The sequence below is a fragment of the Streptomyces viridosporus T7A genome, from assembly GCF_008704515.1.
Taxonomy (GTDB): domain Bacteria; phylum Actinomycetota; class Actinomycetes; order Streptomycetales; family Streptomycetaceae; genus Streptomyces; species Streptomyces viridosporus.
In genome coordinates this window covers 5,983,429-5,996,549 of sequence record NZ_CP023700.1, presented here as the reverse complement: position 1 = coordinate 5,996,549, position 13,121 = coordinate 5,983,429, and the positions used below count along the sequence as shown (strand labels likewise).

The 13,121-nt window shown below is 74.5% G+C and carries 12 protein-coding genes; 5 read left to right on the top strand and 7 right to left on the bottom strand.

The annotated features are described in order from the left end of the window. Positions 1 to 45: 45 nt before the first annotated feature. From CP969_RS34660 to CP969_RS27710, 3 genes are all read left to right on the top strand, one after another. The gene (locus tag CP969_RS34660) at positions 46 to 159 is read left to right on the top strand and encodes a putative leader peptide (protein WP_004982636.1); all 114 of its coding nucleotides are present in this window, start codon (positions 46 to 48) and stop codon (positions 157 to 159) included. A 91-nt stretch (positions 160 to 250) separates the two neighbouring features. Then, the gene (locus CP969_RS27715; protein WP_016824406.1) at positions 251 to 790 is read left to right on the top strand and encodes a cupin domain-containing protein; all 540 of its coding nucleotides are present in this window, start codon (positions 251 to 253) and stop codon (positions 788 to 790) included. Next, positions 787 to 1,206 (top strand): rhodanese-like domain-containing protein, encoded by a 420-nt coding sequence (locus tag CP969_RS27710; protein ID WP_004982638.1) that lies wholly within the window; start codon positions 787 to 789, stop codon positions 1,204 to 1,206. Before CP969_RS27715 ends, CP969_RS27710 begins: the two co-directional genes overlap by 4 nt. Positions 1,207 to 1,297: 91 nt before the next feature. Here CP969_RS27710 and recX read toward each other — a convergent pair whose 3' ends face one another. The 4 genes from recX to CP969_RS27690 form a co-directional block, all read right to left on the bottom strand. Then, positions 1,298 to 2,107: a recombination regulator RecX gene (gene recX, locus CP969_RS27705; RefSeq protein WP_016824407.1), complete on the bottom strand. Its 810-nt coding sequence runs from the start codon at positions 2,105 to 2,107 to the stop codon at positions 1,298 to 1,300. A 3-nt stretch (positions 2,108 to 2,110) separates the two neighbouring features. After that, complete coding sequence (recA, locus tag CP969_RS27700) at positions 2,111 to 3,232, bottom strand: recombinase RecA (RefSeq protein ID WP_004982642.1); 1,122 nt, start codon at positions 3,230 to 3,232, stop codon at positions 2,111 to 2,113. A 256-nt stretch (positions 3,233 to 3,488) separates the two neighbouring features. Continuing rightward, positions 3,489 to 4,748: an AI-2E family transporter gene (locus CP969_RS27695; RefSeq protein ID WP_171817455.1), complete on the bottom strand. Its 1,260-nt coding sequence runs from the start codon at positions 4,746 to 4,748 to the stop codon at positions 3,489 to 3,491. Positions 4,749 to 4,808: 60 nt separating this feature from the next. Then, positions 4,809 to 5,003, bottom strand: coding sequence for a DUF3046 domain-containing protein (locus tag CP969_RS27690; RefSeq protein WP_004982649.1), 195 nt, complete (start codon positions 5,001 to 5,003; stop codon positions 4,809 to 4,811). A gap of 79 nt (positions 5,004 to 5,082) precedes the next feature. Between CP969_RS27690 and CP969_RS27685 the strand changes: the two genes are divergently transcribed. Beyond that, positions 5,083 to 6,045: a hypothetical protein gene (locus CP969_RS27685; RefSeq protein WP_016824408.1), complete on the top strand. Its 963-nt coding sequence runs from the start codon at positions 5,083 to 5,085 to the stop codon at positions 6,043 to 6,045. 134 nt (positions 6,046 to 6,179) lie between these two features. Here the strand turns inward: CP969_RS27685 and CP969_RS27680 are convergent, their stop codons facing one another. From CP969_RS27680 to CP969_RS27670, 3 genes are read right to left on the bottom strand one after another with little or no spacing between them, the layout of a single operon-like run. Then, on the bottom strand, positions 6,180 to 6,488 hold the full coding sequence (locus tag CP969_RS27680) for an AzlD domain-containing protein (protein WP_016824409.1): 309 nt from the start codon (positions 6,486 to 6,488) through the stop codon (positions 6,180 to 6,182). Then, the gene (locus CP969_RS27675) at positions 6,485 to 7,108 is read right to left on the bottom strand and encodes an AzlC family ABC transporter permease (RefSeq protein WP_016824410.1); all 624 of its coding nucleotides are present in this window, start codon (positions 7,106 to 7,108) and stop codon (positions 6,485 to 6,487) included. Before CP969_RS27675 ends, CP969_RS27680 begins: the two co-directional genes overlap by 4 nt. Continuing rightward, positions 7,105 to 8,100: an AraC family transcriptional regulator gene (locus tag CP969_RS27670; RefSeq protein WP_004982656.1), complete on the bottom strand. Its 996-nt coding sequence runs from the start codon at positions 8,098 to 8,100 to the stop codon at positions 7,105 to 7,107. Before CP969_RS27670 ends, CP969_RS27675 begins: the two co-directional genes overlap by 4 nt. A 99-nt stretch (positions 8,101 to 8,199) precedes the next feature. On the opposite strand from CP969_RS27670, the gene CP969_RS27665 reads away from it, so the two are divergent. After that, complete coding sequence (locus CP969_RS27665; protein WP_150474972.1) at positions 8,200 to 13,113, top strand: ATP-dependent helicase; 4,914 nt, start codon at positions 8,200 to 8,202, stop codon at positions 13,111 to 13,113. Positions 13,114 to 13,121 lie beyond the last annotated feature (8 nt).

Genomic DNA, 13,121 nt, shown 5'->3' with positions numbered 1-13,121 from the left:
TCCGAAGGACCCTGCGTCCGCAGGGTGAGGACGGGTTGAAGCGATATGCCGCTTCATGGTCTACTCCGCACCGTGACCGACACCTGTGTGCGCCTGTGGCGGAGGGTCCACATGGACCTCGTCCGCTACGCGGGCTGCGTGTGTCGCCCGTCCTGCTGACTTCGCGTTCCCCCTCACTTCCCGCGCGCCGCTCGCCGCTCCGCATGCCGCCGCCGCGCGCCTCCGCGAACCCTTCTCCAGGACGGTGCACGTGTCTGTCTTCCCCGCCGCCTCTTCCCCCGCCACGCCTCCCGCCGCCTCCCCCACCCAGGCGGACCTCCTCGCCTTCGTACGCCGTATCGCCGCCGACGACGAGCTGATCGCCTCGCTCCCCCTCGACCCGGAGGGCCGTACCTGGGTACGGCTCGACGGGCCCGGTGGCAGTGAGGCCTGGCTGATCGGCTGGCCGCCCGGCACCGGAACCGGCTGGCACGACCACGCCGAATCCGTCGGTGCCTTCATGACCGCGTCGGGTGAACTGAAGGAGAACTCGCTCACCGCGCGGCTGCCCGCCGACGGCTGGAAGGCCCTGGAACTGGCCGATGGGGTGGACCGGGAACGCCGTCTGCCGGCCGGGCAGGGCCGCGCCTTCGGCCGGCACCATGTGCACGAGGTGCTCAACGAGTCCCCGGACCGACACGCCGTCTCCGTGCACGCCTATCACCCACCTCTGCCGCTGATCCGCCGCTACAGTCGCAGCGGTCGGATGCTGCGCCTGGAGCAGGTCGAACGCCCGGAGGACTGGCAGTGAGCGGGACACCCGAGCGGGCCGTCGACGCCCCTGGAATCGACGAACTCCTACAGCGGGTACGCGCGGGCTACGAGCGGATCGGGGCGATCCGCGCCCACGAGGCCGCCCGGGCCGGCGAGGCACTGCTGGTGGACATCCGCTATGCCGCCCTGCGCGACCGGGACGGGCTCGTCCCCGGCGCCGTCGTCGTCGAGCGCAACGAGCTGGAGTGGCGCCTCGACCCACGGGGCAGCCACCGTCTCCCCGAGGCGACGAGCCATGACCTGCGCGTCGTCGTGATCTGCAACGAGGGGTACGCCTCCAGCCTGGCGGCGGAGTCCCTGCACCGCTTGGGGCTGCACCGGGCCACCGACCTGATCGGCGGTTTCCAGGCCTGGCGGGCGGCGGGGCTGCCGGTGCTGCCCGTACCGGAGTAGGAGCGGGCGGAAAGGCGGGGACGCCGGCGCCCGCATCACCGGGCCGACCACCACGCCCCGTTGTCCCGCCTCCTCAGAACCCCTCGTCGCCTCAGAACCCCTCGTCGCCGAGGAACTCCGTGTCCTCGCCCTCCTCCTCCAGCGCCTGCCGGACCACGCGGAGGGCGAGGCCCTCGGGGTAGCCCTTGCGGGCCAGCATGCCCGCGAGGCGACGGATCCGCTTGTCGCGGTCGAGTCCCCGGGTGGAGCGCAGCTTGCGGGCGACCAGTTCGCGCGCGGTCGCCTCCTCCTGCTCGGAGTCGAGCTGCGAGACGGCCGCGTCGATCAGCGTGGGGTCGACGCCCTTGGTCCGCAGCTCCTGGGCGAGCGCGCGCCGGGCCAGCCCTCGGCCGTGGTGCCGGGACTCCACCCAGGCGTCCGCGAAGGCACTGTCGTCGATCAGCCCGACCTCTTCGAACCGGGACAGCACCTCCTCGGCGGCCTCGTCCGGGATCTGCCGCTTGCTCAGGGCGTCGGCGAGCTGCTTCCGCGTGCGCGGGGTCCCGGTGAGCAGGCGCAGGCAGATCGCCCGTGCCCGCTCCACCGGGTCCCCCGGGGGCTCCTCCTGCCCGGCCCTCGACGAGGAGGAGTCGCCCCCGTCCTCCGCGGCCGCCTCGCCGAAAGCCCGGCGCCTGCGCCCGCGTCCAGCGCGCGCCCCGCCGTCACGCGAGCCGCCCGCCCGTGCGCCGCCCCCGTACCGTCGGCTGCTGCCGGAGTCCGGGGGGCGGCCGTCCGCACCGGTGCTGTCGTCGTACACCTCGTCACCGCCCACGGCCGAGCCCTCGCCGCCCTCGGTGCCCCTCCCCCGTGGGACACCGGTGGCGGCGGACTCGTACTCGGCCCAGTCGGTTCGTCGGGTCACGGGTCAGCTCTTGGCCGCCGCGGCCTTGGACTTGCCGGCCTTCACCGCCGGAGCCGGCACCGCGGCCGCCTCGGCCGGGGCTGCGGAGTCCGCGGCGTCCGTGCCCGGCTCGGTGGCGGGCTCCTCGGGCCGCACCCCGACGCCCAGCTTCTCCTTGATCTTCTTCTCGATCTCGTTGGCGAGGTCGGGGTTGTCCTTCAGGAAGTTGCGGGCGTTCTCCTTGCCCTGGCCGAGCTGGTCGCCCTCGTACGTGTACCAGGCGCCGGCCTTGCGGACGAAGCCGTGCTCCACGCCCATGTCGATCAGGCCGCCCTCGCGGCTGATGCCCTGGCCGTAGAGGATGTCGAACTCGGCCTGCTTGAAGGGGGGCGCCACCTTGTTCTTGACGACCTTGCAGCGGGTGCGGTTGCCGACCGCCTCGGTGCCGTCCTTCAGGGTCTCGATGCGGCGGATGTCGATGCGCACCGAGGCGTAGAACTTCAGCGCCCGGCCACCGGTGGTGGTCTCCGGGGAGCCGAACATCACGCCGATCTTCTCGCGGAGCTGGTTGATGAAGATCGCGGTGGTCTTGGACTGGTTGAGCGCGCTGGTGATCTTCCGCAGGGCCTGGCTCATCAGGCGGGCCTGCAGACCCACGTGGCTGTCGCCCATCTCGCCCTCGATCTCCGCGCGCGGGACGAGCGCCGCGACGGAGTCGATGACGATGAGGTCGAGGGCGCCGGAGCGGACCAGCATGTCCACGATCTCCAGGGCCTGCTCGCCGTTGTCCGGCTGGGAGAGGATCAGGTTGTCGATGTCGACGCCGAGCTTCTTCGCGTACTCGGGGTCGAGGGCGTGCTCCGCGTCCACGAAGGCCACCTGGCCGCCGGCCTTCTGGGCGTTCGCCACCGCGTGCAGGGTCAGGGTCGTCTTGCCGGAGGACTCCGGCCCGTAGATCTCCACCACCCGGCCGCGCGGCAGGCCGCCGACGCCGAGGGCCACGTCGAGCGCGGTCGACCCGGTCGGGATGACCTCGATGGGCTCCTTCGACCGCTCGCCCATGCGCATGACCGCGCCCTTGCCGAATTGTCGTTCAATCTGAGCGAGCGCGGCGTCGAGCGCCTTCTCGCGGTCGGTTCCTGCCATGGGTTCCACCCGATTTGCTTGAGTCGATCGCTTCACGTCAAAGACGCTAACGCCTGCCACTGACAACGCGTCCCGACGCACGTCCGGCCTGTGGACAACTCAGGTGCATATCGCCTCGAAACATGACGAACCACCCGTCATCGAGCCCCACCGGCACCCCTATGAGAATGGACGTTCGATTTTTGTGTCAAGCGCGCCCGGAGCACCCGGGCCGGCGTCCGGTGCCCCGGAAAGCCGGCGCGACACCGCCTCCCCGTCAGTCGGCCCCGGCGTCCTCGCCCCGGGTGCCCGCCCCCGGGCGGCGGACCCACAGGCGCCGGGCGCGCGCGAGGGCCCCCGGCCCCCGGCCGGAACCGCGGTGGCCGAGCACACGGGGGTCGTCGGTGACGTCGTACCGCTTCACGTAGGCGCCGAGGAACGCCTGGAGGGTGGCGATCGCGGGGATGGCGATCAGCGCGCCCACGGCGCCGAGCAGGGCGGTGCCCGCGACGACCGAGCCGAAGGCGACCGCCGGGTGGATGTCGACGGTCTTGGAGGTCAGCTTGGGCTGCAGGACGTAGTTCTCGAACTGCTGGTAGACCACCACGAATATCAGCACCCACAGCGCGTACCAGGGATCGACCGTGAAGGCGATCAGCATGGGCAGGGCGCCCGCGAGATAGGTGCCGATGGTCGGGATGAACTGCGACACCAGGCCCACCCACACCGCGAGCACGGGCGCGTAGGGCACTTCGAGGAACTCCAGCAGTACGTAGTGCGCCAGGCCGGAGACCAGCGCCATCAGACCGCGCGAGTACAGGTAGCCGCCGGTCTTGTTCACGGCGATCTCCCACGCGCGCAGCACCTCGACCTGCCGGGCGGGCGGCAGGACGGAGCAGAGGGCGCGCCGCAGCCGCGGGCCGTCGGCGGCGAAGTAGAACGAGAACAGCCCGATGGTCAGCAGCTGGAAGAGGCCGCCGAGGACCTGCGCGGAGACGTCCAGGACACCGGTGGCGCTGTTCTGCACGTAGGTGCGCAGCCAGTCGGAGCGCAGCAGGCCCTCCTGGATGTCCACCCGCCGCAGCTCGGTGTGGAAGTGCGTGTTGAACCAGTTGATGACGGAGTCGAGGTACTCCGGGAAGTCCTCGACGATCTTGATGATCTGTCCCGCCAGCATGGAACCGAGCAGCGTGACGAAACCCGCCGCCCCGATCAGCACCGCCAGGAAGACCAGGAAGGTGCCCAGCCCCCGGCGCACCCCGCGCGCGGCCATCCAGCTCACCGCCGGTTCGACGGCGAGCGCCAGGAAGAACGCGATGAGGACGTTGATCAGCAGACCGGTGAGCTGGTGGAAGGCCCAGCTGCCCAGCTGGAACACGGCGACCAGCGCGAGCGCGAGCACCATGGCGCGCGGCAGCCAGCGCGGCATGCGGGCGCCCGGCCCGGCCACGGGGTCCACCGGGGGGCCGGCGGGCGGTGGTGCGCCTGGCGCGGAGGTGTGCTGGGCTGCCTGCCCGGTCTCGTCAGTGGATGCCACGGGGGCAAGTCTGACCCATGCCCCCACCGGCCGTCCGCCCCCCGGCGATCTCTGTGACGATCAGCGCTTTTCCCGGGGAACGTCCATCACCGCGCAGACCACCTGCCAGACGTCCTTGGCGTCCCAGCCGGCCGCCAGCGCCTCGTGCACGGTGCGCCCGTCGAGCTCCGACATGACATGGTCGCGTGCGAAGGTGTCGGCGTAGCCCGACCCGAAGTGCTCCGCCATCCGCTCCCAGAAGACCGTCAACCGCATGCCCCCAGTATCCCGCGTGTGGGGGTGGCCCCGAGCCGGACGGCCTGCCGGGCCCGCTTCCCGCCCTACGGTCGGATCCATGGCCGATCCCGGAGCTGCCCCACCGACCCCGACCTCCCCGGCGCACGACAGCCCGCTCGCACGGGCGGAGCGGTTCGTCTGGCTCACCGCGCGCGTGCTCGAACAGCGCCTCTTCGCCCACCAGTTCCGGGACGGCGCCGCCGATCCGGTGGAGACGGCCCTGGACGCCTACCGCAACGAGGACGGCGGATACGGCCACGGACTGGAGCCCGATCTGCGCGGTCCGGTCAGCCGGCCCCTGCACACCGCCCGCGCCCTGGGCGTGCTGGACGCCCTGGGGCGGTGCGACGGACGGCGCGCGGAGCGGGTGTGCCGCTACCTGACGTCCGTCTCCACGGCGGACGGCGCGCTCCCGGCGGTGCACCCCCGTCGGCGCGACTGTCCGACGGCGCCCTTCGTACCGGCGGTGGAGGACCCGTCGGTGGAGGACCCGCTCGGCCGGCTGCTGGCCACCGGGCCGGTGGTGGGCCTGCTGCACCGCAACGAGGTGTGGCACGCCTGGCTGTTCCGGGCCACGGACTTCTGCTGGCAGGCCGTCGAGTCGCTGGAGGGGGCCCGTCCGTACGAGGTCCGGGCCGCCGTGGCCTTCCTGGACCGGGCCCCCGACCGCGCCCGCGCGGAGGCCGCCGCCGAGCGGCTGGGCCGCCTGGTGCGCAGGCGGCGGCTCGCGGTGCTCGACCCGGACGACCTCGACGCGTACCCGGTCGCGCCCGGCTGCGCCCCGGGCGAGCACCACTTCCCCCACGACTACGCGAGGACACCGCGGTCACTCGCACGCGCCTGGTTCACCGACGAGGAGATGGCACGTTCCCTCGACTTCCTCGCGGCCGGGCAGCAGGAGGACGGCGGCTGGCCCGTCCGCGGGCGCCGGTGGGCACCGGCGCCCGTGCTGGAGGCCCGCCCCATGGTGACGATCGAGGCCCTGCGCACGCTGGTGGCGTACGGCCGCCCGATCGGCTGACCGCCGGACCGGCACATCCGGCGGTGGGCCTCCGGACCGCGTGCCCCGGGGGCCGGGAGGACGCGGACCGGCCCGCTCCGGACCCGGCCGCGCCCCCGCACGGCACCGCCGTCGGAGGTCGGCCGGTGACCGCCTCACCCGCCCAGAGCGCGCACTCCCGCCGTGACGACCACGGCCGCCCCGATGACGACCAGGAACGGGGCGCGCAGCACCAGCGCCACGGCGGCGGCCGCCAGCCCCGCCGCCCGCGCGTCCAGCACCAGCGCCCGGCCGTCGGCGAAGGCCTGCTGGGCCGTCAGGGCGGCGAGCAGGGCGACCGGCAGCAGCGCGGCGAGCCGCCTGACCAGAGGGCGCTCGAGGACTCCGGCGGGCACCAGCAGCCCGGCCAGCTTGACGGCGTAGCAGCCGAGGACGGTCACGCCGATCGCGATCCAGATGTTCAACGGTTCTCCTCCGGCACGTCACCGCGCGCCGCGCCCTTCCGGCGGCCCTGTGCCCACAGGACGGCCGGTGCCGCCAGGGCGGCCACCAGGACCGGCACGCCGGCGGGCAGCACGGGCAGCAGACCGAGCCCCAGGAGGACGGCGACACCGGCGACGGCCCGCTCGGTGCCGGTCCGCAGCATCGGTGCGAGCAGCGCCAGGAAGACCGCGGGACCGGCCGCGTCCAGGCCCCAGGCGTCGGTGTCCCCGATGGCCTCGGCGCCCAGCGCGCCGAGCAGGGTCGTGAGGTTCCACAGGAGGTACAGGCTGAGCCCGGTCACCAGGAACCCGATGCGCGCGCTGCGCCGGTCGGGCTGGGCGAGCGAGACGGCGGCCGTCTCGTCGATGACCCACTGGGCGGCGAACGGCCGCACCATGCGCGGAAGGGCCAGCAGCTGCGACAGGCGCAGCCCGTAGAACGCGTTGCGCACCCCCAGGAAGAACGCCCCCGCGGCGGCCGTGAACGGACCCCCACCGGCCGCCAGCGCCCCCACCAGCGCGAACTGGGACGCACCGGTGAACACCAGCAGGCTGAGCGCACAGGTCTGGAGCAGCGTGAGCCCGCTGCCCGCCGAGGTCACCCCGAAGGCGAACCCGGAGAGTCCGACGGCGACCCCGACCCCGAGGGCGTCCCGTACGACGGCGCCGTCCGGCTTCCCTCCCCCGGTGTCCCGTACGTCTGTGAGAGTTGTCTGTTCCGTTGCCACGCCTCCAACGGTACGAACGGTTCGCGCGGTGGGTCTTGTACGTTCTTGCGCTCGCGCTGGTAGGCGCCCGGGGGCACGCCCACGATCCGGCCGAAGTGGCGGTTCAGGTGCGGCTGGTCGGTGAACCCGACCGCGACGGCCGCCGCCGACGGCGCCGTCCCCGCGTCCAGCAGCCGCCGTGCCCTGCGCACCCGCGCATCGGTGAGCCAGGCGTGCGGCGGCATCCCGTAGGCGTCCCGGAAGGCGCGCAGCAGGGCGAACGGGCCGGTGCCGAGTTCACCGGCCAGCTGCTCCAGCGTCGGCGGTGCGGCCATCCGCTCCTCCAGCAGGGCACGCGCGCGGGCGGCGGTCCGGGCGCCCGCCGTCCGCACCTCCCGGCGCGGCAGCGACCCGCCGTTCAGCCGCAGCAGCCGGGTCACGGCGACCCTCAGCAGGGTGTCGGCGGCGAGCGCGTTGCCCTCGTCGGTGGCCCGCAGCACCTGGTGCACCAGGCGGACGGTGTACGGATCGTCGAGCACCGGTGACACGAAGCCCGGCGTGCCGCGCAACGTGGTGGTCTCGGCGGCGATCGCGGCCACCACCTCCGGCGACGGGTACACCGCCCCGTACCGCCATCCCTCGGGAACGCCCGCCCGCCCGGTGTGCGCGGTGTCCGGGTTCACCAGCGCGAGGGCCCCGGCGCCCGCGTACTGGTCGCTCCCGCCGTGGTGGAAGACCTCCACCCCGTCGGAGATGGCGGCGATCACGAAGTGCTCGTGGGTGTGCCGGACGAAGGCCTTCCGTATGTAGCGGGCCCGCAGGAGGTCGACACCGGGCAGCTCGGCGTACTGCCAGTGCCGCGCACGCTCCCCGCCCGATCCCGTCATGCGGCCATTGTCACGCAGCCCCGGTGCCGGCCCGCAGGCCGGGACACCCCGTCCGGCCAGGTCAGGCCCCTTGTCAGTGCCCGGGTGCACGATGGACGCATGGTCAGCACACCGCACCGGGCCCTGGACGGCTTCTCCCCCGCGACCCGCGGCTGGTTCACGGGGGCGTTCTCCGCGCCCACCCCCGCCCAGACCGGCGCGTGGCAGGCCCTCCGCGAGGGCTCGGACGTCCTGGTGGTCGCCCCCACCGGTTCCGGGAAGACGCTGGCCGCCTTCCTCGCGGCCCTGGACCAGCTGGCCTCCGCGCCCCCGCCCGCCGATCCGAGGAAGCGCTGCCGCGTTCTGTACGTCTCCCCCCTCAAGGCCCTGGCGGTCGACGTCGAGCGCAACCTCCGCAGCCCGCTGACCGGCATCCGGCAGGAGTCCGTGCGTCTGGGCCTGCCCGAGCCCGAGGTGAAGGTCGGGATCCGCTCCGGCGACACCCCGCCCGCCGAGCGCCGCGCCCTGTCCACCCGCCCGCCGGACATCCTGATCACCACCCCCGAGTCCCTGTTCCTGATGCTGACGTCGGCCGCGCGCGACGCGCTGACGGGCGTGGAGACGGTGATCCTGGACGAGGTGCACGCGGTCGCCGGCACCAAGCGCGGAGCGCACCTCGCGCTGTCCCTCGAGCGGCTGGACGAACTGCTGCCCGCGCCGGCCCGCCGCATCGGCCTCTCGGCGACCGTCCGCCCGGTCGACGCGGTGGCCCGCTTCCTCTCGCCCCGCCGCAAGGTGGAGATCGTCCAGCCGGAGTCGGGCAAGGAGTTCGACCTCTCCGTCGTGGTGCCGGTCGAGGACCTGGGCGAACTGGGCGGTTCCCCGGTCGCCGACGGCTCCGAGGGCGCCGAACGCCCGTCGATCTGGCCGCACGTCGAGGAGCGGATCACCGATCTGGTCCAGTCGCACCGCTCGACGATCGTGTTCGCGAACTCGCGACGCCTCGCCGAGCGCCTGTGCAACCGTCTCAACGAGATCGCCCACGAACGGGCCACCGGGGAGCCCCTGGGCGAGCACCACTCCCCCGCCGAACTCATGGGCGGCTCCGGGAGCGCCCAGGGCGCCCCCGCGGTCCTCGCCCGCGCCCACCACGGTTCGGTGTCCAAGGAGCAGCGCGCCCTGGTCGAGGAGGACCTCAAGGCCGGCCGGCTGCCCGCGGTGGTCGCCACCTCCAGCCTGGAGCTCGGCATCGACATGGGCGCCGTCGACCTGGTGGTCCAGGTCGAGTCGCCGCCGTCCGTCGCCTCCGGGCTCCAGCGCGTCGGCCGCGCGGGGCACCAGGTGGGCGCGGTCTCCACGGGCGTGGTCTTCCCGAAGTACCGGGGCGACCTCGTGCAGGCGGCCGTGGTCACCGAGCGGATGCGCGCGGGCGCCATCGAGTCCCTGCGCGTCCCCGCGAACCCCCTGGACGTCCTGGCCCAGCAGCTCGTCGCCATGACGGCCATGGACACCTGGCAGTTCGACGACCTGCTCGCCACGGTCCGCCGGGCGGCGCCCTTCGCCTCGCTGCCCGAGTCCGCCTTCACGGGCGTCCTGGACATGCTCGCCGGCCGCTATCCGTCCGACGCCTTCGCGGAGCTGCGTCCGCGCGTGGTGTGGGACCGGGTGACGGGCGACATCACCGGCCGCCCCGGGGCCCAGCGCCTCGCCGTCACCTCCGGGGGCACCATCCCCGACCGGGGCCTGTTCGGGGTGTTCCTCGCGGGCGCCGACCCCAAGAAGGGCGGCGGACGGGTCGGCGAACTCGACGAGGAGATGGTGTACGAGTCCCGCGTGGGCGACGTCTTCACGCTCGGCACCAGCTCCTGGCGCATCGAGGACATCACGCGTGACCGCGTCCTGGTCTCCCCGGCACCGGGGGTGCCGGGCCGGCTGCCGTTCTGGAAGGGCGACCAGCTGGGCCGTCCGCTGGAGCTGGGCCGCGCGGTGGGCGCCTTCCTGCGCGAGGTCGGCTCGCTCACCCGGGAGGACGCCCGCCGGCGGCTCCTCGCGGCGGGGCTGGACGCCTGGGCCGCGGACAACGTCCTGTCCTACCTCGACGAGCAGCGCGAGGCCTGCGGCCACGTCCCGGACGACCGCACGATCGTCGTGGAGCGCTTCCGCGACGAGCTCGGCGACTGGCGGGTCGTCGTGCACTCGCCGTTCGGCGCCCAGGTGCACGCCCCGTGGGCGCTGGCGCTCGGCGCCCGGCTCTCCGAGCGGTACGGCATGGACGCCCAGGTGATGCACGCCGACGACGGCATCGTGCTGCGCCTGCCGGACGCCGATCTGATGGGCCTGGACCTGCTCGACCAGGAGCCGGTGAAGGCCGGCGCGGAGTACGACGCGGAACAGGCCCCCGTGGGGGCGGCGGACGTCGTCTTCGACAAGGGCGAGGTCGAGCAGGTCGTCACCGACCAGGTGGGCGGCTCGGCGCTGTTCGCGTCCCGGTTCCGGGAGTGCGCCGCCCGCGCGTTGCTGCTGCCGCGCCGCAATCCCGGCAGGCGCACCCCGCTGTGGCAGCAGCGCCAGCGCGCCTCCCAGCTGCTCCGGGTGGCGGGCGAGTTCGGCTCGTTCCCGATCGTCCTGGAGGCGGTCCGCGAATGCCTCCAGGACGTCTTCGACGTTCCCGGTCTCGCCGAGCTGATGGGCGACCTGGAGTCCCGCGCGGTGCGGCTCGTCGAGGTCACCACCCCCGAGCCGTCCCCCTTCGCCCGCTCCCTGCTCTTCGGGTACGTCGCACAGTTCCTGTACGAGGGCGACTCCCCGCTCGCCGAGCGCCGCGCCGCCGCCCTGTCCCTGGACTCGCGGCTGCTGGCCGAGCTGCTCGGCCGGGCCGAACTGCGCGAGCTGCTCGACGCGGAGGTGCTGGCCGAGCTGGAGCGCGAGCTGCAGTGGCTCACCGAGGACCGGCGCGCCAAGGACGTGGAGGGTGTGGCCGACCTGCTGCGCGTGCTCGGGCCGCTCACCGAGGCCGAGCTGGCCGAGCGGGGGGCCGAGCCGCAGTGGGCGCGGGAGCTGGCCGCCGCGCGGCGTGCCATCCGGGTCCGTGTCGCCGGCGCCGACCACTGGGCGGCGGTCGAGGACGCCGGGCGGCTGCGCGACGCGCTGGGCACGGCGCTGCCGGTCGGCGTGCCGGAGGCGTTCACCGAGCCGGTCAAGGACCCGCTCGGCGATCTCCTCGCACGGTACGCGCGCACCCACGGCCCGTTCACGTCGGCCGCCGCGGCGGCCCGCTTCGGGCTGGGCGTGGCGGTCACCGAGGGCGCCCTCCAGCGGCTCGCGGCGGCGGGCAGGATCGTCCAGGGCGAGTTCCACCCGGCCGGGATCGGCCAGGAGTGGTGCGACGCGGCCGTGCTGCGCCGACTGCGCCGCCGTTCCCTGGCCGCCCTGCGGCACGAACTGGAGCCGGCCCCGCCGGCCGCGCTCGCCCAGTTCCTCCCCCAGTGGCAGCACCTCGGCAAGGGGCACGCGCTGCGCGGCGTCGACGGCCTGGTGCGCGCCGTCGAGCAACTGCAGGGCGCGGCTGTGCCCGCGTCCGCCCTGGAGAAACTGGTCCTGCCGTCCCGGGTGGCGGACTACGCCCCCGCGATGCTGGACGAACTCACCGCCGCCGGGGAGGTGGTGTGGGCCGGCGCCGGCGCCCTGCCGGGGAAGGACGGCTGGGTCTCCCTGTACCTGGCGGACGCGGCTCCGCTGCTCCTGCCGCCCCCGCACCCCCTGGAGCCGACCGCCCTCCACCGGTCCGTGCTGGACGCCCTGTCCGGCGGCTACGGCCTGTTCTTCCGTCAGATCGCCGACCAGGTCCGCGCCACCACCCACCCGGAGGTCACCGATCCGCAACTCTCCGACGCCCTCTGGGACCTGGCCTGGTCGGGACGGCTGACCAACGACACCCTCGCCCCCCTGCGCTCCCTGCTGGGTTCGGGCCGCACCGCGGGCTCCACGGCCCACCGCGCGAGGCGCTCGATCCCGCGCGGGCGCTACGGCTCGCTCACGGCGGCCGCCCGCGCCGCCTCCCGCACCAGTCCGCCGACCGTCGCCGGCCGCTGGTCCCTGCTCCCGGACCGGGAGGACGACCCGACGGTCCGCGCCCACGCGCTGGCCCGCACCCTGCTCGACCGGCACGGCGTGGTGACCCGGGGGGCCGTTTCCGCGGAGGGCGTCGAGGGCGGCTTCTCGGCGGTGTACCGGATCCTGTCCGCCTTCGAGGAGACGGGGCAGGCCCGCCGCGGCTACGTGGTGGAGGGGCTGGGCGCCGCCCAGTTCGCGACGGACGGCGCGGTGGACCGCCTCCGCGCCGTGGCAGGCGCCCGCGAGCGCGATGACGGCCTCCCCGGCCCCGGCGGGGGCGGGCCCGGCCCGTTCGACGGCGGCTCCGGACCCTTCACCGCCCACGGCTTCGCCGACGCCTCCGACGGCTCCCGTACGACCGCCGCGGGCCACGACGGCTCCCCCGGCTCGGACGACGCGCCGTACCCGGTTCCGGCGCCGGGCGACTACCTCTCCCCCCGCGACATCGCCCCGCAGGCCCCGCCGCCCTGGTGGAACGGCGGGCGGGCGTCGTACGACCCCTTCGCGGGCCGCCGTACCGGCCCGGCCGCCTCCCGGGCCGTCGTCCTCGCCGCCGCCGACCCGGCCAACGCGTACGGTGCCGCCCTGGCCTGGCCCGAGCCACCGACCGGCGCGGGGCACAAGCCGGGCCGCAAGGCGGGCTCCCTGGTGGTGCTCGTCGACGGCGAACTGGCGCTCTACCTGGAACGCGGTGGAAAGACCCTGCTGGCCTGGCCCGCCGACCCCGACGGCCGGCCGGTCGACGACCCCCGCCTCCCGGCCGCCACCGAAGCCCTCGCCTCGGCCGCCCGCGCGGGCTCCCTCGGCACGGTCACCGTGGAGCGCGTCAACGGCGCCCCGGCCCTGACTTCCCCCCTCGGTGCCCTCCTGGAGTCCGCGGGCTTCGTCGCCACCCCGCGCGGCCTGCGCCTGCGCGCCTGACCCGGGCC